Source organism: Flavobacterium sp. AC274 (genome assembly GCF_979258275.1).
In genome coordinates this window covers 3,939,701-3,961,910 of record NZ_OZ409852.1, presented here as the reverse complement: position 1 = coordinate 3,961,910, position 22,210 = coordinate 3,939,701, and the positions used below count along the sequence as shown (strand labels likewise).

The window sequence follows — 22,210 nt, the reverse complement described above, 5'->3', positions numbered from 1 at the left end:
ACATTGAGTTAGAAACCCTTATAAATGATATTTACGAATATTACGGTTTTGACTTTGGAAGTTATTCTAGAGCATCATTAAAAGGCGCGTTAACAGACTTTATCATTTAGATGGATTCAGTAATTTTTATGAGTTTTTATCAAAAGTTAGAAACGATTCTGATTATTATAAAAGATTAATTGACGAAATTACTGTAAACGTTACAGAAATGTTTCGGGATCCGACTTTTTATAAAATTGTCAGAACCGAAATATTGCCCCTGCTTGCCACAAAACCATTCATACGTTTGTGGCATGCAGGATGTTCCACCGGCGAAGAAGTGTATTCGATGGCCATAATGTTAAAAGAAGCGGGACTTTTGCACAAATCATTGATATATGCCACCGATATTAATTCGAAAGTATTGGAAACAGCCAAAAAAGGTATTTTTCCTTTACGAATGATGAAAGAATATTCAGAAAACTACAGAGATTCTGGCGGGCAGGAAGATTTTTCAAGCTATTATATCGCCAATTACGGCATTGCAAAATTCAATGATGAACTGGCCCAAAAAATGGTTTTTTCGCAGCATAATCTAGTTTCAGATAATTCATTCAACGAATTTGATTTTATTTTATGCCGCAACGTTTTAATCTATTTTGATAATGATTTACAAAAAAGAGTCATCAATTTATTTGATTCAAGTTTAGCAGTTTTGGGTTTTTTGGCACTCGGAACCAAAGAAACCATAAAATATTCGATATCTACAACTAAATACAAGCAGTTAGAGAAAGAGAAAATATGGAGGAAAGTAAAATAATATCGAACAAAAGAGTAATTATTATAGGAGGATCGGCGGGAAGTTTGAATGCAATATTACAAATTTTACCCGATTTGCCCGTATTTAAATCTTTTGCGCTCGTAATTGTCCTGCATCGAAGAGGAACAGATGATTTGACCCTCGAAGAATTAATAACACTTAAAGCCCAAACCGAGGTAAAACTTATTGAAGACAAAGTGCAATTAATGCATGGATTTATTTATGTTGCACCTTCAAACTATCATTTATTATTTGAAAAAGATGATTTTTTTGCCCTCGATACTTCAGAAAAAGTAAATTACAGCCGACCAAGCATTGATGTTTCTTTCGAATCTGCCGCAGAAGTTTATGGTTCTAACCTAATCGGAATTTTACTTTCAGGCTCCAATACAGACGGTACAGAAGGATTAAAAGCCATTCAAAACGCAGGAGGTATCGTGGTAATTCAGGATCCAAAATCGGCAGAAATGCCTTATATGCCTTCTAATGCCATTTTAAATACTACTCCGGATTATATTTTAAGCACCGAAGAAATATTGAAATTTATAATTTCTATTGATAAATAATTATGTTTTTTAATATTCAATCCTGCAAGGTTTTCGAAACCTTGTAGGTATTACTATATTCAATCCTGCAAAATTTCACAACCTTTTATGTATTACTATATCAAACCTACAAGGTTTCAAAAACCTTGCAGGACGCTAACCGTCGTCTTAAACATTATCATTTCCATAACGATACCATAAACCAACTCTCGGTTATAATCTATAAAATTGCAAATGAAAGTATTCCCAAACTTTCTAATTCTCCATTTGCAAAAACATAACCTATGATTTCCAAAATACTTTCCCTTTCTAAAAATTCAATTCTATTTCTGTTTTTTATTCTTTGCATCAATACTATTTCAGCGCAAAAACAAACCAAACTCGATGGTGTTCAGATCGCTTTTTTATCAGATGTGCATTTGCAGGATTTATTCGGTAAATTTTCAGATAATGATTATCGGGGTGTTTTAAATCCAAAAACAGGAAAATATACTTTATTGAGAACTATGGCATCTCAATTGCATTCGACCCGAATATTCAACGAAAACTATTTTGCTTTTATCGCCGCTCTAGATGATATTGCAAAGCGAAAGATAAAATACGTCGCGCTTCCCGGTGATTATACAGATGATGGTCAGCCCATTCACGTGCGCGGATTAGAAGAAATTCTGGATCAATACAGAAAAAAATACGGAATTGAATTTTTCATTACAACCGGAAATCACGATCCTGTTGGGCCATTTGCACAGGAATCCGGCAAAGAAGATTTTTTAGGCAAAGAAGGTAAAAGCCAGCCCATTTATAGCAAAGAAGGCCTGTATAAGCCAAATTTAACTATTGAACAGCCTGTTGTAATAACAGCCGATATTACTAAAATGGGTTATTTGGGAATTACAGAAGGCTTGAAAAATTTTGGTTTTTATCCTAATGAAAAATACAAATTCTGGGCAACACCTTTTTCAACTTATACAGCTGAAAATTATAGTTTCGGAAAAGGATCAGAAGCTGCAAAATTATCAAACAGAGTTTATGAAGTAGCACCAGGCTACGAAGTTCCGGACGTAAGCTATGTTGTTGAACCAGTTGATGGACTTTGGCTTATGGCGATAGATGGCAATGTTTATATTCCCAAGAAAAATGCTACGGCAGACGCCAAAGATTCTAAAAATTACTCAGAAGCCAGCACCGGATATAATAATGTACTTTCGAATAAAAAACATTTAATAAAATGGGTCGAAGAGATTTCGGCGCAAGCCAAAAAACAAGGCAAAACCTTAATTGCTTTTAGTCATTTTCCGATGATTGATTTTAATGATGACGCTTCTGCAGAAATAAAAGAACTGCTTGGACCAAACAAATGGCAATTGAACAGAGTTCCGGTTGAAGAAGTGGCGCAAACTTTTGCAGATGCAGGTTTAAAAATTCATTTTGGCGGACACATGCACATTAACGACACCGGAATTCGCACCACAGCAAAAGGCAATACATTGGTCAATATTCAAACGCCATCTTTGGCGGCGTATATTCCCGCTTATAAATTATTGACGATTCAAAAAGATAATCTAGTAGATATTCAAACCATTACAATTGATAAAGTGAAAGGTTATAATGAACTTTTTGATCTGTATAAAATGGAATATCAGTTTTTAGAATCGCAGCATACTAAAGATATTTGGAACAAAGCCATTTTAGAAACCAAAAACTACCACGATTTTACCGATTTTCATTTGAAAGAATTAGTTCGCCTTCGCTTTTTATCAGATGATTGGCCTTCTGCTTTCAAAGATTTTTTCCTGCATATTTCTGCTTCAGAGTTATTGGTTTTAGCTAATATTCAATCCGATAAAGACTTTGATTTTATTCTGAAAAACAAAGAAAGTACTGCAAAAGAATGGGCAGAAGCAGAACAAAAAACAAACAAGATATTAGCCGAAAACAATATCAAAAAACAAGATTTAAACTGGACGGGTTATGATTTTCTGGTCGATTTTTATCGTTTTAGAAGCGCTGATGAATTGGCTCTGACCGATGTTGGCGAAAAAAGAGCCAAACAATACAAAGTTCTGTCACAAATGTTTTTCGAAAATCATAAAGAAGATACTTCAAAAGAAAAACCTCTTCAAAATCAACTTCGATTATTTTTAATCATCTTCAATAAATTCATGCATGAAGTTCCTGCCGATCATTTTAGTGTTGATTTGAAAACGGGAAAAATTAAAAGTTTGAAATGAGAAAAAATGGCACGCGGATGACGCGGATTTAAGCGGGTTTAGCGCGGATTTTTTGTTTTTTTTATGCTCACACATCGATTGTCTTCCTGAGCGAAGTCGAAGGACACGCTAGTAGCTCTACAAAGATTGATGATTTTGATTGGAGAGTTTCTTGCGTGTCCTTCGACTTCGCTCAGGATGACATAAAATGAGAATAAAAAAATCAGTGTCAATCCGTTTAAATCCGCGTCATCCGCGTACCATTTATCTACAATTCAAAAAAAAAGTTTCAAGCTTTACATAACGTAAAACCTGAAACTTGAAACCTGAAACAAAAAAAACTTATTTAACTCCATTGATCGGATCAACCCTCACATAAGTTCCGTCATCGTATTTTATTTGATAAGGAGAATCGAAAAACGTACTTGGCAAATAATAATCAGTTGTTATGATTTGTGCTCCAGATTTTTTAGCGGCTTCAAAATGCGAATAATCATTTTTGCGTGCTTCTTTAGTATCAGAATCTGCACGGGTTCTGATGATATATCCTTTTTTAACTAAATCGGCAATTGTAGGATCTTCAGAGTTATTGCGGAACAAAGTTGCAGCTTCCGGTTTTCCGGGTTCGGCATTAATAAAAACGGCGCGTCCTTTTAACGATGGATGATTCAGAGCATATAAATCTCTTTTAGCTCCGTTGTTGTCCAAAATAAACAAGAATTTCCCTTTTGCTTTTTTAAGCGTTGGCCAGTTGTTGTTTAAAACCGCTTCTTCAAGGGTCTTGTATTTTCCGCGCACCATATCCGGCGTTATCAATTTATTTCCTAAACCTTTTCGAAGTTCTTTATCCAATGCATCAAACAATTCGGGTGTAAATTTCTCTGCTTTTGTACCTAAAAAACTGTCGTCATCTTTTGGTTCCAGCGTAATAAAAACCGGAACGTGATCAGGATTTGCGTCAGACCATTTTTTTAATTCTGCCAGGCAGCTTTGAAGTGTGTAACAAGATGTTCTAAAATCAATATCTATCATATGAAAAACTTTAAAACCTGGTTTTTTCATTTCGCCGTTTGGGTCATAAGCTTCCTGAGATTTTGCAAGGTCCAAACCTTTTGGGTGCGCATATTTTCCGCCCTTTGCATCGCCCTGAACATCGATTTCAAGATTGCGTAACCCTTTATTTAATTGATCTGTAAGGCTAATGTGTGTGTATTGTAAGCCTTTTAGAGAACGTGAAGTGTCTTTTGCCTGAATTGTATTGTACAAATCGGTTTCAATGGCATGTCTGTAACTATTGTGAGAACCAATAACCTGTAATTGGTTAATTTTTAGCGTGTCATTTTGTGCCTGAGCAGCGTTAGAAATCGCGCCGGCAAGAAATAATGTAAACAAAATTTGTTTCATGATTTTTAAGTGTAAAATTATTAATACTGAGGACGCAGCAAAAGAAAATTACCTTTTTTGGATGACACTAATTTAAAAATAGTATTTGATTTATGTGTTAGTTAAAGAAAAAGAAATCGCAAATCAATTATCATTTTTATTTCAAAAACGTAGTATTAATAAAACAAGCTTATTGATTTCTTAATTGAAAGATAATCTTCAGGAAAAAAACAATGGTATAACATTTTATTATTTTACATCAACAAATGCCACCCAGATAACCTATGAAGAATCCTGAAATTTTTGAAGAAACGTATACGCTGTACTGGAAAAAGCTAACGGCTTTTTCGTATACGATGACTCAGGATAACGACTTGGCACAGAATATTGTTCAGGATGTTTTTGTCGATTTATGGGAAAGAAAAAATGATATCGAAATCAATGCTATCGAACCTTATTTGTTCAGAGCAGTAAAAAATCAGGTTTTTAAACATTACCAAAATAATAAGTTCGACAAGACAATTCTTGAAGATAAATTCGAAGATTATGTAATTGATCATTTTGCAACGATCGATCCTGAATTGATGGATTTGCTTTACTCTTTATTAGACAAACTTCCAGAAAAAAGAAAAGAAGTTTTGCTGATGTATAAAATGCAGGATATGACGATTGATCAAATTGCCGATGAACTTGGAATATCGAAACAAACGGTAAAAAATCAAATTTCTTCGGGATTAAAACAATTGCGCGAAGGCCTGAAAGACCTTGCCTGGCTTGCTCCATTCATTATTTTACATCAAAAGTTTTAAGATAACCTTCTGTTAATGGTTTCATAATATTTCCGGATAGTACGATTTTATGTTTCCGGTACTTATAGGTAATAATAAGTATTATGATAAAAAGAATCAAACACAGTTTAGAATATCTTGTTGATAAAAGCTCTCGAAATAAAACATCAAAAGCAGAAGAAAATTTGCTGAATGATTTTATTTTAAGCGAATATCAAAATTCAAAATGGGATGATAATGTAATGGGAAATTCTAATGAAGTTTCTCAAAATATATATGAAGGAATTCAACTTCGAACAATGAAGAAGAAAAACTTCAATTCATATTTAAAATATATGGCCGCTGCCAGTATTCTTTTTCTTGCCGGTTTGGGATTTTTCTTCAAACCTGACTTTTCAATCGAAAAGCAATTAACATTTAAAACAGCAGACATCCCCAAGTCTATCCAATTAAGTGATGGCTCGAAAATTTATCTGGCAGCAAATTCATTATTTCAGTATCCGGAAAAATTTAGCGGAAGCGAAAGAAAAGTTTCTTTACTAAAAGGAAATGCATTTTTTGAAGTAGCCAAAGACAAAAAACATCCTTTTATTATTGCATCCGGCGAAATTAAAACCAGGGTTGTAGGGACTTCTTTTCACATTCAAATGTCAAAATCAAAATGCGAAGTCATTGTCGTAACCGGAAAAGTAAATGTTACTTCAAATGGTCAAAGCGTTGATTTGCTTCCCAATCAGGAAGCTTTGTTTGAAGATAAAAAACTAACTAAACTACTGGCAGACAAATCATTTTTGGTCAATTGGTATGCGAGTGATGTAACGCTAAACCAAACTACACTTAAACAGGTAATTACCATTTTACAATATAAATACGGAGTTTCATTTCAATACGATAATGAACTTGTATTAGCAACGCCATTAACGGTGTTCATAAAGAAGGACGCAACATTAGAAAATGTTTTAGAGCAAATCAATTATATCACAAACCTAAAATTTAAAGTTTATGGCGAAATAGTAAAAGTGAACTAAAATCAAAAAAAGCAGTTGCTGAGAACAACTGCGATTAATAATTAAGTATCGAAAAACCAATAACTTAAATCATGTATTTTAAACGAATCAATTTAAATCTTCTAAAGGGAATTTTCTTTTTAATTCTGGCTTTACTGTGCGTTCAAAGCGGTTACAGTACAACTGTTCTTAAAAAATCAAAAATAGAAAATAAAATAGAAAAAGCAACTTTAGTATCTATTTTTTCAAAACTGAGTAAAAAAACGGACTATAAATTTAGTTATGGACAAGCAATTATTGCAGATAACACAACCTATACGGTAAATTATGGCAACGAATCTGTTGATGTAATTTTAAGTGATCTTTCTAGAAAAGCTAATTTCAATTATAATATTAACGGAAAATTGGTTTTGATTCAGAAAACAATTGTTGTCGTAAAAACAACATCTGAAGCAGAAAAAATTAAAATTAAAGGGAAAATTATTGACGAAAACGGAGTACCAATGCCGGGTGTAACGGTTTTGGAAACTGCTACAAAAAATGCTACTGTTTCTAATTTTGATGGTGAATTTGAACTTTCTGTTACAGAAGGAAAAACGATCGAAGTTTCGTATTTAGGATATAAAACAAAAACGGTTGGCGTACAAAAGAATTTCATGACAATTCAGCTGGAGCCAAATACATCAGAGTTAAGCGAAGTTTTGGTTGTAGGTTATGGAAAACAATCTAAAAAAGATGTTACGGGAGCTGTAACACAATTAGAAGCTGCAAATTTTAAACAAGGAGTTAACGTTTCTGTAGATAATTTAATTCAGGGAAAAGTTGCCGGTGTTCGTGTTGTTAACACAAGCGGTGAGCCGGGAGCTGGCGTAAATGTTACCATTCGTGGAGTTGGATCTATCAGAAGCGGAAGTACACCTTTGTTTGTTGTAGATGGAATGCCGTTGTCTAACGATGACGTAAGCCCAACGGGAAGCAATGTTGGTTTTGGGGCATCATCTGCAAAAAATCCATTAAACTTTTTGAATACAAGTGATATCGAATCGATTACAGTTTTAAAAGATGCTTCTGCAGCGGCTATTTATGGTGCGAGAGGATCTAACGGAGTTGTTTTGGTTACAACAAAAAAAGGATCAAAAGGGGAGGGAACATTAACTTTTGATTCTTATATGGGAGTTTCGAAAGTAGCTCACAAATTAGATGTTTTAAGCGCAGAGGAGTACAGAGGCGCTATTAAAGATCCGGCTTTTGATCATGGTGGAAACACAGACTGGCAGGATGTAATTTACAGAAGTGCCGTTACTACAAACAACGCTTTGTCTTTTGCAAAACAAACAGAATCAGGAAATTATTATGCATCTGTTGCGCAAATGGATCAGGAAGGAATTATTCGTAACAGTAATTTCAAACGTCTTTCGGGTAGAATTAATGCGGCGGAATCATTTTTAGACAACAAACGTTTAAAAATAAAAGTGAATCTTACAGCGAGTGAAACTAAAGATGATGGAGTTCCTACAAGTGATGACGGTGGTTCTAACGGGCAATTAATTGTACACACTTTGATGGCAAACCCAACAAGATCTGTTTTTGATGCTAATGGAAAATACACCAACTTCAACATGAACGCGCATTATAATCCTGCTTATTTATTGAGTATTTATGAGGATCAAACGCGTACGTTGAGAGTTTTAGGAAATTTTGAAGCTTCTTTTAGAATCATCGACGGATTAGAATATAAATTAAACGTGGGCGTAGATCGTTCCAGCGCTGAACGTAATACGACGATTTATCCAAACTTAACCGATTTGAATCCAAAAGGAAAATATGTTCAGAATAATTTAGATTCTAAAAACTCTTTGGTTGAGCATTATTTGACGTATAATTTATTGTTGGACAAACATAAATTTGAGGTTTTAGGCGGATTCTCCTATCAAAAATTTGAAAAATCAGGAACAAGTTTCAGTATCGACGGAATTTCTGCTCAGGGAGTTGGTATAAAACCATCTATTAATCCTGGTTTTGCAGGAACGCAATCAGGAACTACAGGTTATGCTCAGGAAAATGAATTACAGTCTTATTTTGGAAGATTGAATTATACTTTCAACGATAAATACCTTTTAACTGCTTCGATGAGAGCCGATGGTTCTACTCGTTTTGGTGATAATAATAAATACGGATACTTTCCTTCATTTGCTTTGGGATGGAATATTTCTAAAGAAAGCTTCCTTGAAAATGTTACGGCTATAAACAATTTAAAATTGAGAGCGAGCTGGGGACAAACAGGAAATCAGGAAGTTCAAAACAAATTGACTAAGGCAAGTTATTCATTATCTGGACCTGACGGATATTATTTGTATGATGATTTGAATTTGGTAAACGGAGTTTCGGTAACCAGAACTGCAAATCCTGATTTAAAATGGGAAGTGGTAACACAAGCCAATATAGGTGTAGATTTTAGTTTATGGAGTGATAAATTGTACGGAACTGTAGATTATTTTAACAAAACAACTACAGATGCAATTTTAAACGTTCCGTCAAGCCCTTTAAAACCAACAACAACAGTTTGGACAAACATTGACGGAAAAATCGTTAATACAGGTTTGGAAATTATGTTGGGTTCAAAATTAGTTAATACTAAAAATTTTACCTGGAATGTTGATGTAAACGGAGCAACATTAAGAAACAAAATTGAAGATTTACCGGTTTCAGAAATCTTAACAGGAACTATTTCAGGGCCTGGACAATCTGGAGTAAATGCCAATATTTACAAAAGCGGTTACGCAGCCGGTTCTTTCTATTTGTTAGAGCATACCGGATTTGATGATAAAGGTGGAAATATTTTTAAAGATCAAAACGGGGACGGTAAAATTGATAACAGTGACAGAATTATTATAGAAGGGGCGTTGCCAACTTTTTATTACGGACTTAATAGTGATATGACGTATAAAAACTTTAGTTTCTCATTCTCAATCATTGGTCAAACGGGTGGTTATTTATTGAATAATACAGGATTGAATGCCTTAAATATCAATAATTTGGCTTCGGACAGAAACGTTGCTACAGGATATTATGAGTCTGGCGCAAACGCAACAAATGCACCGATTTTATCAACACTTTTCTTAGAGAAATCAGATTTTATCAGATTAAATACAGCGCGTTTAGGATACAATTTTGATTTAAAAAACGTAAGCTGGTTAAACGGATTAACGCTTTATGTAACAGGGTCTAACTTAATAACAATTACAAATTATACAGGTTACGATCCGTTAATCAACAGTCCGAAATCGAACGGTGGAAACCAATCTATTGGTATTGATTACGCTGCTTACCCAACTTCGAGAACTTTCAGTTTTGGAGCAACTTTAAAATTATAATTTATCATGAAGACAAAGACATTTTTTAGCATAAAAATTTTAACAATATTCTCTTTTATTTTTCTCTTAAATAGTTGCACAGATCTTGATGAAGCTGTATTGGATGAAAAATTAGGAACCGACGCTACAGATCCTGCAGGTTCGCTTGCCGCAGCTTATGACAGACTTGGAGACGGAACTTTTACAGATCACGGAGCTGTTTTTGCCATGCAGGAATACACGACAGACGAAGCTATTTTGCCAACTCGCGGAAGTGACTGGGGAGATGGTGGAAAATGGAGAGACATGCATGAATTTACATGGAGTTCCAGTAATGCAATCATTGTAGGTAACTGGGATTTACTGACAAACGGAATTACACGTTCTTTGACTGCAATTAAGTCGGCAGAAGAAAATACTTTTCCTGAAAAGGCTTTGTTTTTGGCTGAAGCAAAAGCACTTTTAGCATATTATACTTATACAACTTTAGACCTTTACGGACAAGCTCCTTTTAGAGATCCATTGAATGTAGATGCACCTTTGCAAATTTTAAAAGCAGATACTCAGATAGATAAATTAATTACTGATGTTGAAGCTTTAATCCCTGATTTGGCCGACATTGGTACACAAAGAACACACCACGGACGTTTTACCAAACAAGCTGCTTATGCTTTTTTAGCTAATATGTATTTGAACCGTGCGGTATTTAAAGATCGTTACAATGCAGGATCAGCTTTTAATTTTAATGAAGCGGCGGTAACAGGCAGTACAGGAACAGATATGGACCGTGTTATTTATTACACTTCTTTATTAATCGATTCAGGAAAATTTAGTTTAGAAAGTGATTTCTTCAAAAACTTTGCAAGAGATAACGAGAATGGAAAAGAACTTATTTTTGCGATTTCTCAAAAGATAGATTACATCCGTAATGGTTCAAACAGTTTTGCGTATGTGTGTATGGAGCGTAACCAAAGAACATCTGCTGGAAACAGAGGAACAAATGCAGCTTGTACAACAGAAGAATTTTATAATTCATGGAATGGTAATCATGATGATCCTAGATTTCAACAACATTATCAATATGCTGATGGAACGTGGTTTATGAATGATGGAACAGATGTAAGTGTTCCTGCAACAGACATTGTACCAAAAAGTAGTCCAGCTACGCCTTGGTTCCATTTTAACAGAGGTATTCAGTACGGGCCTCAATATGGTCCTGTATTATTAACTTCGGCAGCTTTTGAAATGGTAGGAAACCGTATTAAAGTTTCTCCGTTGGTTATGGAAAAAAGTACGACTACAAAAATGGATTTTACACCAAAATTAACCTTTGCAGATCCTACTAAGGCTGTTTTTGCTCAAAACGAAATCAATCAGGGAGCTCGTGTTTTTAAATATGAATTTGATCCTGAAGGAGGAAATGGAAACAGTAATGTTGATATTCCGCTATTCCGTTTAGGTGGAATGTACGCTATGAGAGCTGAGGCTTATTTTAGAAAAGGAAGTGTAGGTCCTGCAATGGATGACTTGAATAAATTGCGTACCAGCAGAAAAAGAGAATCATTGTACGGAAATGCTCCGGGAATAGCACTTACGGCTTTAGATTCAGAGCAATTGTATAAAGAATTAGGTTTCGAATTATATTGGGAATTACAAAGAAGACCGGAAAGCATCCGTTTTGGCAAATTTGATTTGGCGGGAACTGCAAAAGCTGCTTCTCAACCTTTCAGAAGAGTGTTTCCAATTCCGCAAACCGTTATAGATCAGAAATTGTTTAAACAAAATCAAGGTTATAATTAAGTTTTTGTGTTAGTTTATTTTTTTAGTAAAAAGCCTGCTCGTGATTTGAGCAGGTTTTTTCTTTATATAAATGTTTTAAAACTTCTGTTCGGCAGCTTTGTCAAAGTTTTAAACTTTGACAAAGCTTTTTGAGTAAGTAACCAGTGCAGTAACCACAATCTTGTCATCCTGAAGGAGGAAGGATCTCCGCGAGTAGCTCGACAAAGATTGGAGCTTACTTATTGTCTTGTCAGGCTGAGCGTCCCGAAGCTTCGGGAGAAGCCCACGTTCCAATTGGAGCGCCCTTCGACTCCGCTCAGGGTGACACACGATAGAATACATTAAAAATTACATTAAAACTTATTTTTTCTCCTCAGGCAAAATAACCTTATACATTTCAGCTTCTTCTTTTGCTCTTTTTTGAGCAGCTTTTCCTTTTCCAATAGGTATTCCGGCGGTTACATACAACGATCGATTGTATTGGTTTGGTCCGTCGCCTTTCATTACAGGAACCAATCCGTAATAATACTGAACCGTAATGTTTAAGCCATTTCCAACATTCATGTGATAACCTGCGCCAAGAGCAATTCCGGCATCAATAACATGTATTTTATCTCTGATATTGTTTTTGTAAACAACATCTTCCTTATTATATTCCTGATGAAATTTATCAAAAGCTTTTGCCAAAAGTCCTAATTGCGGACCGGTTTTCAGGTAAATATTATTTTTGAATTGATATTTGATTAAAATTGGAACATTAAAATACCGAATTTCTCTATCGACTTTTCCTCCCGCAAATGTATTATCCAGATTAGCATCGTCTAAAGAATAAACAGGCAATCCGTGCGCACCCATTGGCGATTTTACAATAACTCCGGTATTAATCATCCATGCAGGATTTTTTTTAGACCGAATATCAAAATAAAAACCAAGATTAAAACCCAGTTCCGTTCCTGAAGTTTCCATATTAGAAATCGTCGAAAAATTAAGACCGCCATCCAAACCAAATTCTAAAAAGGGCGAGTTGAGTTTATCTCCAAAAATCAAGGAAATTAATACCTGCGATCGTGCCGAAGTCATACAAAAGAAAGCGACGAGTAATAATAAACCTTTTTTCATAAGAATAGATTAAAGTCCAAAACGATATTGAAGACCACCTAAAACCTGAGTACGGCTACCTAAAAAACCACATTCTACTCTTAACATAATATGCTTATTGTATTGAAATTGAGATCCTACAATAAAATTCCACATATCCTTTGGTCTTTTTTGAAGCGAATATTGAACAGATGAATTATCTATTGTACTTATAGCGCCATCCAATGAAGTTAAAATGTTCCCTGCAGATTCCAGCGCGCGGTTTGCAGTATTATGTTTGGCAATATTTGCCGGATTATTTTGCTGAGTAGGTGTTAACGTATCCCACCAATTATCGACTTTAGTTTGGTTTTCATCAACTTTTGCAAAACCGTTATCTACTTTTTCCTGAAGACCATTTACATCAAAAATATCCGAGAAAGGAATATTTCCTTGTGTGTCACCGGAGATATGAACTCTAAAACCGCCAACCCAAACAGCAATATTTCTGTCTGGTTTAGGTAGTTTAAAAGTTTTACCCAATCGTGGTCCAAAAACATAAGAAAAAGCAGGTTTGTCTAACGCGCTCACGTCGCTCCAGGACATATTCATATCAAGTGCCAGCCAACCGCCGCCAATACCAATTGTGGGAGTTAACCCAAATCCGAAAGTAGTGATGTCAAAATTTGCTTTTGTATTAAAACTGGCTATTTGCGACCAGTTATTATCGGCGTCAGGTACCCATATTCCGGCATTAATTTTTGTTGTTGATGTACCTTTACCAAAAATCCCATAAATATTTAAAAAAGGAAGCAGCCAGATATCAGGCCTAATGGTCAGGGCTCCGGCTTCTACAGTAGATTTATCAAATCGTACAATTTCATCTAAATTATATTGAGGACCATTATTAAAACCAACTTCAAGACCATTGATTACAATCTCAGAATCCTGCCAAAAATAATTAACCGAAAGTCCGGCAGAGTAGGGCAGTTTGTAACCTTTTTGAGCTACTTTTTCACCCCAAATAGGTAAGGCATAGGGGTATTCTTCTACTTTAAGGCTGTCTTTAAGCTGTTGATTTTTTTGTCCAACAATTTTTTCGGTATAAACCTGACCGAAAATCTGGATACTGCAAAATAATAAAGAGGCGAATATTAGTTTATTGTATTTCATTGACTTAGTGTTATAACGTTAATTAATAGAACTGCGTAAAATAAATAGGCACTAATGTAATCTTGGAAATCTTGTTATTTCAAATGAAATAATTGGGTTTAGTTTTTAGGATGTTTCTGAATTCTGTAGCCAGAATTATATGTTAATTATTGTTAAAGTTAAATAAATTTTTCTTGAATTTGTACTATTTTTCTAATAAAATAATTTTTAATGTTTTAATAAAGTACTAGTATATAGGATTATGTGTATACGTTAGTGTAAGCAGAAAACAAAGAAAATGGATATTTTAGAGAGAAAACTATTTTACCTTATTCTGTTGTCTTAATAACTTTTGCTGGATATGACTTTAGTTGATAATACTAAAATTTACAATAATGTAAAATTTACATTATTAACTAAAACCAGTAAAAATTATGAAGACCAAATTAAAAACAATCTCTAAAACAATATTGTATGGTTTGATAATGACCTTATTTAGCTGTCAGGACGATTCATTGACATATGATCAGTCAGTGAATCAGAGTATTCAAATTAGTAAAGCAAAAGAATGGTTTAAAAATTACAAGTCTAAAGAAAAATTTCATCCTGCATTTGAAGCTGTAGAATTTCAGTGGCAATTGTCTTCTGAAATTATATTAGAAGACGGTTCTTTTGCAATTGGTGTTCCTGTTAACGATATTCTTAAAAATCCGGATTATAAAGGACAAAAAATGATGTTTTTGTATCCTGATGAAAAAAACTATATTGCAGTAGTGCATGAGTTGCTTCCAGAGTCGAATACTGTTTCTAATGATTATAATGTAAAACCACAATTTGAAGATTTGGGTTATTACAGTGGATATATAATAACGTGGGATTTACTATATGGATTTGTAAAAGGAGCTAAATTTGAGAATGGAATTTATGTTAATGATGTACAAGCTTGGATTATTTCTACCGATGGTAAAGTAGTTTTGCCTAACAGCACAACAGGCAAAGTTGCTCCGGCGATTGAACTTGATGAAGTTGTTGTAATTGGCGGTAGTGCCCCTTCAAATCCAATTGCTATAAAAAAAGATTTTAGCATTGCCGGTGCAACTTCAGGAGCGACAGGATCTGGAACAGGTGGTTATATTAATTCTCCTGGAACCGGAGGCGGAAAAACAGGTGGAGCGACAACTCCGAGAAAATATATAAATATTATAGATTTGCTAACAGGAAAGGCACAATGTTTAAATAGCTTACTGTCTGAAGAAGGAAATGATTATGTACAAAAGTTATTGACACAGTTTAAAGGAAATTCTGAGTTTAATGTTAAGATTATTTCTGTAGATAAAATAATTTCAAAAAAACAGGTTTAGAGATCAATGGTATTACTTCGCCTCCTGATGGAAGAAACATAATTATTGAAATTAGTACTTCTAAAGCTAACAGCAATTCGGCTTTAGAAACTGCAAGGGTTATTCTGCATGAATATATTCATGCCGATATGTTTAGTAAATTAAATACAGAAAATTATAAGAATAATGAAGAAGTTTTAGATTTTAAGAGAACATATGATACATATCAGGGAGAGCAACAGCATGTCGCCATGGCTACATTGTATATTAACAGCATGAAGAAAGCTTTAAAAGAGTTTCATAAAAATGCACTTCCGCAGGATTATAATAAGTACATTCAGTATTATGGGGAAACACCTAGCGATGCCTTTTATGAAGCTTTTGCATGGGGTGGACTAAAATCTGCTGATGTAAAACCATGGAATGACCTGCCAAATACCAGAAAAGAAGAAATAAAAAAACTTGCAGCAAGAGCGGCAGGGTTTAGTAAAAATGTACCTTGTTATTAACTAAAAATTGATTATGAAAGTTTATATTTCAATTCTTGTACTTTATTTTTTTACAGTAGGTAATTTACTAGCTCAGGAAAAAGACACACTATTTTTCAGCATAGATAAATATTATACAACATCACCTACTTTAACATATTATGATCCTAATAAGCCCTACACTGAGTGGGTAAAAGATAGAAAAGACCAAATGAAGCATACTAAAACCAATGGTACAGTAAACTTTATAGGCAATGGTTATTTGATTAAAAATTTAAAACCAAAAAAATACTGTCTATCAAAGATTTTATAGAAAACAGAAAATTTTATCATGATGGAAAATACAATGAGATAGTAGATAAATGGAAACTAAAAGATTATTTGACAGATAAATACACTATATTTTTTATTAATGGGGATGAATTTATTCAACCCAGATATTTAGATTATAATTCATACCCATTGCGTGATGACGAAAATAATTTTATTGATAACAGAGTTAAAGACACTCTATTTTTTAAATTAGACAATAGTTACATATCTCAATCAAAGATAGATCCCACTTTCTATTTACTTAAAGATGATAGAAAGAATGAATACTTTTTTTAAAGAAAAAGAAATTATTAAAAATCAACAAAGTAAAAAACTACTTTCCCTAAAAGAATTTGCATATTCTTCAAGGTTTTATAATAAAGATAAAAACTATTTAAACGAATATAATTTAGCAGATTATTTAAACAATTATGTTGTTTTTTTAGTTAACGATGACAGGTCAAAGTACATTAAAGTCTATGCAGGTATTATGACCGAAGATTAATTATTTTATTAAAAATCATGAAAAAAGCAATGACAATAATAAGCTTAATAATGATATTAATATCATGCAAAGCTCAGGTTGTTAATGGAGATGAATTTATTCAACCACTAGATTTACAGTACAATTCTTATTATTCATATCACGATGAGGACACAAGTGTTATTGATAGTAGGGTTAAAGACACTTTGTTTTTTACTTATGATAATAAGTACATAAGCGCAGATGTAGAAATTACACCACATAAATTTTATTTAGTTGATGGTAGTCCACCAAATAATGGTACTTTTTTCTTTGAAAAAATTAATGCTATTGATGATTTAAATGCAAAACGAATATTATCTCTTAAAAAATTTATTAGATCCTCGCAATTTTATGACAAGAATAAAAAGCCAAAACTGAATGATTATAAGCTTTGGTTATATTTTAATGGTTACGTGATTTTTTTAATTAAAAAGGACCACAAAAAAACTAAATATATTGAAGTGAAATCTTTTTTTATAATAGAATAATTTAACCCTCAATTATTACAATTGAGGGTTTCTATTTATCCTTTTTTTACGATAGATTGAAATTGAATTATGAAAGTTTAGTCTTCCCATCCGCAAAGCGTTAAACCATAACCTTGCGCCTGAGATTCAGATACTTTAGTTAATTCATGCCTGCAGGCCGTTAAGCCACGACAATGTTCTTTATAATGATATTTTTTTGCACCCGTTGGCCCGCAGATATATACCTTAGTCTCAACAGGCCGAAAAGAACTCAGAACTATAAACAGCAGGATTGTACTATATTTCATTTTAGCAGGTTTGGGAGTTAGGCAATTATTCAACTTTTAAGTAATATTCATTTCCATTTTTGTCAGTGGCTTTAAGTTTTCCGTAATCAATCCATTCCGTGTTAATTTCGATATCATTAATTGTATCAAATAGTAAAATTCCAGCGCCATATTTGCCTTCAACATTGATGTTTCCGTAAACAGAATCACCTTTGGTATTCACGCCTTTTACATCATAATTATACTCATAATGACCGGAGTTTCCAGTTCTGTATTCGTATTGATATTCTGTGTCTACATGATACGTTTTTGCCTCCTGAGGCGTAATTACTTTACGATCATCAGGTGTGATTACTTCTTTGTAAAACGATTTTATTTCAGGTGGTGGAAGTTCTCTTTTGCAACTTAAAAATGAGAGAACAAAAGCAAATAATGTAATTTTAGATTTCACAGGCATTTTTTGATAAATGTAATTAGAAGGAATGTTTTGGGATAGCGTAGTTATACGTGATTAATTAGGTTTTTTTAAGATGAAGTCCTGAATAATTTTCTCCATATTAGATGGTAAATCAGCATTTTTAATTTCAAAATGCTTTATATTCATTTCTGTAAACCATTTTGTCCAATATGCCTTGATTACTTTTTCTTCATACGGATTTTTTTTATCAGGATTAATACCTAAAACCAATACTTCCAAATTTGATAAATTACCCTCAATTTTTATAAAACCAAAATCCTGTTCATCAAATTTTTCTTCCAATTTTGTGTATTTAAGCCGTTTTTCCGAATCAGTTCCGGTGTAATATAAGAGGTTCTTTTACCTTCTGTTACAATCGTATTTTCATGAAACATATATCCATCTGTCAATACAATTAATATATTTCGATATTTATCTTCCACACATTGATCTTTTACTTTAGTATCAAAAAAATTCCAAATATCAGAACCAATATAATTGTCATCTTTTATGGCAGAATTATATATTTTGGACGTTTTAGAAGCATAATTTTCATTGATAGAATTCAAAAAACCTTTTGAAACATTATTTTTATCAATAGCAATTTTTAAATTTTCTGATATCAAATTAATTTTCGGATCTAAAGGTTCCGGATTAAAAAACAATTGCATTTTATCATCAATTTGCCTGATTCTTTTAGTTTTTAAATGCTGCGTAAAAGCTTCAGAAATAGATTTTATATAACCCAAATCTCTTTGATAGTATTGCATTGTGAGATTTGGATTTTTCTCGAGACTAATTCTGTCTGATAAATCTAGCAGAATGCTGATATTGTAATTTTCTGTTACTGGATTTTTTGTTAGAGTTTCTTTTTCATCATTCTTTTCTTCTTTGCATGAAAAAAATAAAATCAATAATAATGACATTGCAATTTTTAGTAAAGTACTTTTCATAATATTAGTTTTTAAAATATACTAAATGTTGAAAATCAGGATCGACTAAATTTAATCTGCCAAGATGTTGTTCAGACGAATCTTCACAACCTTCAAGTAATTCTACTTTTTCTTTATGAGGTAAAGCTATTTCTGTATTTATAGCCTGAAACCAACCTTCTTTATATTGATGATGATAATGAAGATATTCTTTTACAGGAAAAACAAAACCGTCGATTTTCAATTGTAGTTCTGATATTTTACCATTTATAGTTACGATTTGCTCTTTAAAATCATTGATTTTATTAATATAATCAGTTTTTAGTTTTTCAAAATTTAATAAATTTTCTTTTTTGCCTCGAATAAAAGCTCTGATTTTATCAATATTTTCAAATTCTTTCATCACAAAATCAAATACTAATCCCCAGATAATATACACCACGAATCCTGCAAAAATAATCATCCAGAATTCTGCTTCTCCCAATGCAATATTTAAATTATAAGGAGACGATTCTGTTGTTTTATTAAATTCATATATCTTTTTTTCAATTTGATAGGCTAATAAAGCATCAAACAAAAAGGTAGTTATAAAAAGAGCCATCATTCTAATTATATTTTTATAACCTTTTGTTTTTTGTACCATATGAATAACATAACCTAATCCCATAAATACAAACGGAATTGTTACTACCAAAACTCCTTCAAGCCAGCTTGCTTTAAATGAATTGTTTAAAGCGTCAGCATCAAAAATTGCTGCAGTTAAACTGTCATCAGCAAATTCTTTGAAGAAAGCAGAATAGGAAGCAGAAATATAAAACACCAATAAGTAAAGCGTAATTGGTAATAAAAGAAATAAGCCAATATAAAACTGCGCCTTTAAACCTTTACCATCTTCAATTCCGTACTTATCAGGATTGCGTTTTACTTCGATGATTTCGGTTTTGATCAGATCAATTTGGTCATTAATATCTTGTTCTTTCTTTTCAAAAATACCAATTGCAGCTTCCGATTTTTTGAGCTCAGTTCTGTTTTTTTCCTGTTCTTCGCGATAAGGCTGTTTTAATTTATCTTGTTCCAGTTTCTGTTTTCTGCATTGATCTTCAAAGCTCATGTATAAATTTTGAAGGCATGCTTTTAAAACAATTGGTTTACCTGTTGCTTTTACAGATGCAGCAAAACCGCTTTGATAATAAGTTATTCTTATTTGTTCTCTGTCATCTTCGTTTTCCTCAAAAACAACAGGAGAATCTTCTGTTTTTTTAAGACTAAATAGTTGTGTAAGTGATTTCATAACTTAAGCGTTTAATTGACTAATAATTTCTTCTTTCTGAATATTTTTCTGAACGCAGTCAATCAAATAATCCGATAGATCATTGATGTTTTCATCCAAAAAATTAAATTTTCTGCAATACTTTTTAAGCATATTTAATTCGTCTTCAGTAATCTTTCCGTCTGCCCAAATAATTCTCGTAAAATCATATAAATATTCAATTCGAGTGTTTAAGTCTTCCGGAATAAGTAATTCTGTGGTAATTGGATTGAGAAAAAATTTATCCAGTTCTTCCCTCGGAATCCCGCGTTCATCGGCAAAATGATATAACATTTGCAATTCTAATACATCAAACTGATCATCGGATAATGCCATTTGATACAATCTTAAAAAATGGCTTTTTAATTCTAGTGTTATCATTGTTTAAGATTTTATTTTAAATTTTCGCATGCGATTCCATCACTGTCAGAATCCAGGTTTTTATAACAGCTTTTATTGCTATCATAAGTTGCTTGTGCTGCAGCACGACTCGAAAAATCGCCGCATGTTTTTGTTGGACAATTTGAACTAGATCCACCTGCGTTACTCGTTGTTTCTCCTGAATCTGATGATTCTGAACATGAAATTATTAATCCCAATAGTAGTATGGCTAAAAAAATTCCTGTATATTTTATTCTGCTGTTCATTATATTTAATGTTTTCATATTATATAAATTAAAAAGGTTATTATTCCTGTAAATGCAAATAGTAACATGCATCCGCTATTTTGATATCGTACTCCAGATATACCTGTTTTTAGTGAATATCCGTTTTTACCAAATGTTCCCATTTTTGTTCTTAAACTTGGAGAAATTCCGGATTGGCTAATGTTTAATCCAAGTCCTCCTCCAAGCTTTATTCTTTTTTGAAATCGAAAGCCCATGAGTTAATTACATTCAGGTAATTCTAATAAATTGTTTGTAGAAGTTGTGTCTGCCTCAGTTTTTAAGTATTCGTTGCCAAGTGAGGTTTCTGCAATAACTACATTTACATTGTGTCCAGCTTTACTAACATAAAATTTCCAAGTGCCGTCCTTAATTCCTTTTATGGCATCGTTTAAAGATAATCCCCATTTAGTTCCATCATTATTTAGTCCACCAATTCTTAGAATACGTTCATGTATATTATATCTGTCAGATTTATTGATACATTTAATTTCGTGTGATGTTGCCATTTTTTTGATTTATTTAGTTAATAATTTAATTTAATATAGTTCCAATTTCAACTTCGTAAGTTTCACAGTTTTGAATATCAAGCCCCATTACATCGACGGTTTTTTCTGCACCAGCAGCAAAATTTGCTGCATTACCAATTCCTGTACCAACAATATTTCCGTTTTTGTCATAGAAAGTTGCTTTAAGGTCAAGATAAGTTATTAAGTCTGAGGTATTATTTTTAAGACGACAATGAATTGTATATGAACTCAGGGTTGGCTCATATTTTGCAGATTGTTTTAAAATTTCAACATCTGGTATTGAATTGTCTGTATCTATAACATTTGAGAAATTATTTCCCGAATTATCTTTTGATTTAGTTTTTTTATCATCGATACTTCCAAATGCGATAAATATAAATCCTGCAAGAGCTAATGCAGAAAATAAATGTTGTACTTTTCTTTTCATAGGTGTAATAAATTATTGGTTATTGATTTTTTATAAATTATAAAAGGTAAAATTGTTCCTAGCAAATACATTAAAAGATCTAAAATGTCGAAAGTGCCAGGTATTATTTTGGTTATTTGGGCCAATTCTGAAATAATTGAAATTAGAGGTATGCTAAAAATCCAAAATAGATTTTCATATGTTACTTCATTTTTCCAGAGATATAACATTAGGCTTATGTATGAAAACAGCCATAAGCCATCTGGTAATGCATATAAAATTAAATTGGGTAAATTGTATGTATAATTAGTTGTATAGTTCCTAATTGTTTTTATAAAACTTAAAATTTTCAATGATTCAAACCAAACAAACATTCTTAAGCTTGAAGCTCTAAACAA

25 protein-coding genes are annotated in these 22,210 nt (G+C 32.8%); 12 read left to right on the top strand and 13 right to left on the bottom strand.

Going from position 1 to position 22,210, the window contains the following annotated elements:
• Nucleotides 1-208 precede the first annotated feature (208 nt).
• The 3 genes from ACZZZT_RS17920 to ACZZZT_RS17910 all read left to right on the top strand — a co-directional run bounded on the left by ACZZZT_RS17920 (nucleotide 209) and on the right by ACZZZT_RS17910 (nucleotide 3,575).
• On the top strand, nucleotides 209-799 hold the full coding sequence (locus ACZZZT_RS17920; RefSeq protein WP_463461409.1) for a CheR family methyltransferase: 591 nt from the start codon (nucleotides 209-211) through the stop codon (nucleotides 797-799).
• Nucleotides 781-1,365 (top strand): chemotaxis protein CheB, encoded by a 585-nt coding sequence (locus tag ACZZZT_RS17915; RefSeq protein WP_463461408.1) that lies wholly within the window; start codon nucleotides 781-783, stop codon nucleotides 1,363-1,365. Before ACZZZT_RS17920 ends, ACZZZT_RS17915 begins: the two co-directional genes overlap by 19 nt.
• A gap of 263 nt (nucleotides 1,366-1,628) precedes the next feature.
• Complete coding sequence (locus ACZZZT_RS17910) at nucleotides 1,629-3,575, top strand: metallophosphoesterase (protein WP_463461407.1); 1,947 nt, start codon at nucleotides 1,629-1,631, stop codon at nucleotides 3,573-3,575.
• A gap of 321 nt (nucleotides 3,576-3,896) precedes the next feature.
• Here ACZZZT_RS17910 and ACZZZT_RS17905 read toward each other — a convergent pair whose 3' ends face one another.
• A complete protein-coding gene (locus ACZZZT_RS17905; protein WP_463461406.1) occupies nucleotides 3,897-4,958 on the bottom strand; it encodes a phosphatidylinositol-specific phospholipase C1-like protein in 1,062 nt (353 codons plus the stop codon).
• Between the two features lie 263 nt (nucleotides 4,959-5,221).
• Between ACZZZT_RS17905 and ACZZZT_RS17900 the strand changes: the two genes are divergently transcribed.
• The 4 genes from ACZZZT_RS17900 to ACZZZT_RS17885 all read left to right on the top strand — a co-directional run bounded on the left by ACZZZT_RS17900 (nucleotide 5,222) and on the right by ACZZZT_RS17885 (nucleotide 11,885).
• Nucleotides 5,222-5,746: an RNA polymerase sigma-70 factor gene (locus ACZZZT_RS17900; protein WP_073393823.1), complete on the top strand. Its 525-nt coding sequence runs from the start codon at nucleotides 5,222-5,224 to the stop codon at nucleotides 5,744-5,746.
• An 83-nt stretch (nucleotides 5,747-5,829) separates the two neighbouring features.
• Nucleotides 5,830-6,753, top strand: coding sequence for a FecR family protein (locus ACZZZT_RS17895; RefSeq protein ID WP_463461405.1), 924 nt, complete (start codon nucleotides 5,830-5,832; stop codon nucleotides 6,751-6,753).
• Between the two features lie 71 nt (nucleotides 6,754-6,824).
• Nucleotides 6,825-10,106 (top strand): SusC/RagA family TonB-linked outer membrane protein, encoded by a 3,282-nt coding sequence (locus tag ACZZZT_RS17890; protein WP_463461404.1) that lies wholly within the window; start codon nucleotides 6,825-6,827, stop codon nucleotides 10,104-10,106.
• Between the two features lie 6 nt (nucleotides 10,107-10,112).
• Nucleotides 10,113-11,885 (top strand): RagB/SusD family nutrient uptake outer membrane protein, encoded by a 1,773-nt coding sequence (locus ACZZZT_RS17885; RefSeq protein ID WP_463461403.1) that lies wholly within the window; start codon nucleotides 10,113-10,115, stop codon nucleotides 11,883-11,885.
• Nucleotides 11,886-12,224: 339 nt separating this feature from the next.
• On the opposite strand, the gene ACZZZT_RS17880 is transcribed toward ACZZZT_RS17885, so the two are convergent.
• Both ACZZZT_RS17880 and ACZZZT_RS17875 read right to left on the bottom strand, forming a co-directional pair.
• Nucleotides 12,225-12,983, bottom strand: coding sequence for a porin family protein (locus ACZZZT_RS17880; protein ID WP_073393827.1), 759 nt, complete (start codon nucleotides 12,981-12,983; stop codon nucleotides 12,225-12,227).
• Nucleotides 12,984-12,992: 9 nt separating this feature from the next.
• Nucleotides 12,993-14,114 carry a hypothetical protein gene (locus ACZZZT_RS17875; RefSeq protein WP_463461402.1) on the bottom strand — a complete coding sequence of 374 codons (1,122 nt, stop codon included), beginning with the start codon at nucleotides 14,112-14,114 and terminating at the stop codon, nucleotides 12,993-12,995.
• A 413-nt stretch (nucleotides 14,115-14,527) separates the two neighbouring features.
• Here ACZZZT_RS17875 and ACZZZT_RS17870 point away from each other — a divergent pair, with 413 nt between their 5' ends.
• The 5 genes from ACZZZT_RS17870 to ACZZZT_RS17850 all read left to right on the top strand — a co-directional run bounded on the left by ACZZZT_RS17870 (nucleotide 14,528) and on the right by ACZZZT_RS17850 (nucleotide 17,247).
• Nucleotides 14,528-15,454: a hypothetical protein gene (locus tag ACZZZT_RS17870; protein ID WP_463461401.1), complete on the top strand. Its 927-nt coding sequence runs from the start codon at nucleotides 14,528-14,530 to the stop codon at nucleotides 15,452-15,454.
• Between the two features lie 128 nt (nucleotides 15,455-15,582).
• The gene (locus tag ACZZZT_RS17865; protein ID WP_463461400.1) at nucleotides 15,583-15,942 is read left to right on the top strand and encodes a hypothetical protein; all 360 of its coding nucleotides are present in this window, start codon (nucleotides 15,583-15,585) and stop codon (nucleotides 15,940-15,942) included.
• Between the two features lie 13 nt (nucleotides 15,943-15,955).
• Nucleotides 15,956-16,234, top strand: coding sequence for a hypothetical protein (locus ACZZZT_RS17860; protein ID WP_463461399.1), 279 nt, complete (start codon nucleotides 15,956-15,958; stop codon nucleotides 16,232-16,234).
• A gap of 279 nt (nucleotides 16,235-16,513) precedes the next feature.
• Entirely contained in the window at nucleotides 16,514-16,738 is a 225-nt protein-coding gene (locus tag ACZZZT_RS17855; protein WP_463461398.1) for a hypothetical protein, read from the top strand.
• Nucleotides 16,739-16,755: 17 nt separating this feature from the next.
• Entirely contained in the window at nucleotides 16,756-17,247 is a 492-nt protein-coding gene (locus ACZZZT_RS17850) for a hypothetical protein (RefSeq protein WP_463461397.1), read from the top strand.
• A 77-nt stretch (nucleotides 17,248-17,324) separates the two neighbouring features.
• On the opposite strand, the gene ACZZZT_RS17845 is transcribed toward ACZZZT_RS17850, so the two are convergent.
• From ACZZZT_RS17845 to ACZZZT_RS17800, 10 genes are read right to left on the bottom strand one after another with little or no spacing between them, the layout of a single operon-like run.
• A complete protein-coding gene (locus tag ACZZZT_RS17845) occupies nucleotides 17,325-17,567 on the bottom strand; it encodes a hypothetical protein (protein WP_463461396.1) in 243 nt (80 codons plus the stop codon).
• On the bottom strand, nucleotides 17,560-17,970 hold the full coding sequence (locus tag ACZZZT_RS17840; protein WP_463461395.1) for a hypothetical protein: 411 nt from the start codon (nucleotides 17,968-17,970) through the stop codon (nucleotides 17,560-17,562). Before ACZZZT_RS17840 ends, ACZZZT_RS17845 begins: the two co-directional genes overlap by 8 nt.
• Before the next feature lie 54 nt (nucleotides 17,971-18,024).
• Complete coding sequence (locus tag ACZZZT_RS17835; protein ID WP_463461394.1) at nucleotides 18,025-18,273, bottom strand: hypothetical protein; 249 nt, start codon at nucleotides 18,271-18,273, stop codon at nucleotides 18,025-18,027.
• Complete coding sequence (locus ACZZZT_RS17830; RefSeq protein WP_463461393.1) at nucleotides 18,234-18,923, bottom strand: hypothetical protein; 690 nt, start codon at nucleotides 18,921-18,923, stop codon at nucleotides 18,234-18,236. Before ACZZZT_RS17830 ends, ACZZZT_RS17835 begins: the two co-directional genes overlap by 40 nt.
• Nucleotides 18,924-18,927: 4 nt before the next feature.
• Nucleotides 18,928-20,193: an ABC transporter permease gene (locus tag ACZZZT_RS17825; RefSeq protein WP_463461392.1), complete on the bottom strand. Its 1,266-nt coding sequence runs from the start codon at nucleotides 20,191-20,193 to the stop codon at nucleotides 18,928-18,930.
• Nucleotides 20,194-20,196: 3 nt separating this feature from the next.
• Nucleotides 20,197-20,592 carry a hypothetical protein gene (locus tag ACZZZT_RS17820; protein ID WP_463461391.1) on the bottom strand — a complete coding sequence of 132 codons (396 nt, stop codon included), beginning with the start codon at nucleotides 20,590-20,592 and terminating at the stop codon, nucleotides 20,197-20,199.
• An 11-nt stretch (nucleotides 20,593-20,603) separates the two neighbouring features.
• A complete protein-coding gene (locus ACZZZT_RS17815; protein WP_463461390.1) occupies nucleotides 20,604-20,876 on the bottom strand; it encodes an excalibur calcium-binding domain-containing protein in 273 nt (90 codons plus the stop codon).
• Nucleotides 20,873-21,094: a DUF4236 domain-containing protein gene (locus tag ACZZZT_RS17810; protein ID WP_073393831.1), complete on the bottom strand. Its 222-nt coding sequence runs from the start codon at nucleotides 21,092-21,094 to the stop codon at nucleotides 20,873-20,875. The genes ACZZZT_RS17815 and ACZZZT_RS17810 overlap by 4 nt, the downstream gene beginning before the upstream one ends.
• Nucleotides 21,095-21,097: 3 nt before the next feature.
• Entirely contained in the window at nucleotides 21,098-21,385 is a 288-nt protein-coding gene (locus tag ACZZZT_RS17805) for a DUF3892 domain-containing protein (protein ID WP_463461389.1), read from the bottom strand.
• A 25-nt stretch (nucleotides 21,386-21,410) separates the two neighbouring features.
• Entirely contained in the window at nucleotides 21,411-21,833 is a 423-nt protein-coding gene (locus ACZZZT_RS17800) for an FxLYD domain-containing protein (protein ID WP_463461388.1), read from the bottom strand.
• Nucleotides 21,834-22,210 lie beyond the last annotated feature (377 nt).

Bases quoted from the DNA above. Each gene is read 5' to 3' on its own strand.
- ACZZZT_RS17920 (WP_463461409.1), top strand. From the start codon at position 209: ATGTTTCGGGATCCGACTTTTTATAAAATTGTCAGAACCGAAATATTG.
- ACZZZT_RS17915 (WP_463461408.1), top strand. From the start codon at position 781: ATGGAGGAAAGTAAAATAATATCGAACAAAAGAGTAATTATTATAGGA.
- ACZZZT_RS17910 (WP_463461407.1), top strand. From the start codon at position 1,629: ATGATTTCCAAAATACTTTCCCTTTCTAAAAATTCAATTCTATTTCTG.
- ACZZZT_RS17905 (WP_463461406.1), bottom strand. From the start codon at position 4,958: ATGAAACAAATTTTGTTTACATTATTTCTTGCCGGCGCGATTTCTAAC.
- ACZZZT_RS17900 (WP_073393823.1), top strand. From the start codon at position 5,222: ATGAAGAATCCTGAAATTTTTGAAGAAACGTATACGCTGTACTGGAAA.
- ACZZZT_RS17895 (WP_463461405.1), top strand. From the start codon at position 5,830: ATGATAAAAAGAATCAAACACAGTTTAGAATATCTTGTTGATAAAAGC.
- ACZZZT_RS17890 (WP_463461404.1), top strand. From the start codon at position 6,825: ATGTATTTTAAACGAATCAATTTAAATCTTCTAAAGGGAATTTTCTTT.
- ACZZZT_RS17885 (WP_463461403.1), top strand. From the start codon at position 10,113: ATGAAGACAAAGACATTTTTTAGCATAAAAATTTTAACAATATTCTCT.
- ACZZZT_RS17880 (WP_073393827.1), bottom strand. From the start codon at position 12,983: ATGAAAAAAGGTTTATTATTACTCGTCGCTTTCTTTTGTATGACTTCG.
- ACZZZT_RS17875 (WP_463461402.1), bottom strand. From the start codon at position 14,114: ATGAAATACAATAAACTAATATTCGCCTCTTTATTATTTTGCAGTATC.
- ACZZZT_RS17870 (WP_463461401.1), top strand. From the start codon at position 14,528: ATGAAGACCAAATTAAAAACAATCTCTAAAACAATATTGTATGGTTTG.
- ACZZZT_RS17865 (WP_463461400.1), top strand. From the start codon at position 15,583: ATGTTTAGTAAATTAAATACAGAAAATTATAAGAATAATGAAGAAGTT.
- ACZZZT_RS17860 (WP_463461399.1), top strand. From the start codon at position 15,956: ATGAAAGTTTATATTTCAATTCTTGTACTTTATTTTTTTACAGTAGGT.
- ACZZZT_RS17855 (WP_463461398.1), top strand. From the start codon at position 16,514: ATGAATACTTTTTTTAAAGAAAAAGAAATTATTAAAAATCAACAAAGT.
- ACZZZT_RS17850 (WP_463461397.1), top strand. From the start codon at position 16,756: ATGAAAAAAGCAATGACAATAATAAGCTTAATAATGATATTAATATCA.
- ACZZZT_RS17840 (WP_463461395.1), bottom strand. From the start codon at position 17,970: ATGCCTGTGAAATCTAAAATTACATTATTTGCTTTTGTTCTCTCATTT.
- ACZZZT_RS17830 (WP_463461393.1), bottom strand. From the start codon at position 18,923: ATGAAAAGTACTTTACTAAAAATTGCAATGTCATTATTATTGATTTTA.
- ACZZZT_RS17825 (WP_463461392.1), bottom strand. From the start codon at position 20,193: ATGAAATCACTTACACAACTATTTAGTCTTAAAAAAACAGAAGATTCT.
- ACZZZT_RS17820 (WP_463461391.1), bottom strand. From the start codon at position 20,592: ATGATAACACTAGAATTAAAAAGCCATTTTTTAAGATTGTATCAAATG.
- ACZZZT_RS17815 (WP_463461390.1), bottom strand. From the start codon at position 20,876: ATGAAAACATTAAATATAATGAACAGCAGAATAAAATATACAGGAATT.
- ACZZZT_RS17810 (WP_073393831.1), bottom strand. From the start codon at position 21,094: ATGGGCTTTCGATTTCAAAAAAGAATAAAGCTTGGAGGAGGACTTGGA.
- ACZZZT_RS17805 (WP_463461389.1), bottom strand. From the start codon at position 21,385: ATGGCAACATCACACGAAATTAAATGTATCAATAAATCTGACAGATAT.
- ACZZZT_RS17800 (WP_463461388.1), bottom strand. From the start codon at position 21,833: ATGAAAAGAAAAGTACAACATTTATTTTCTGCATTAGCTCTTGCAGGA.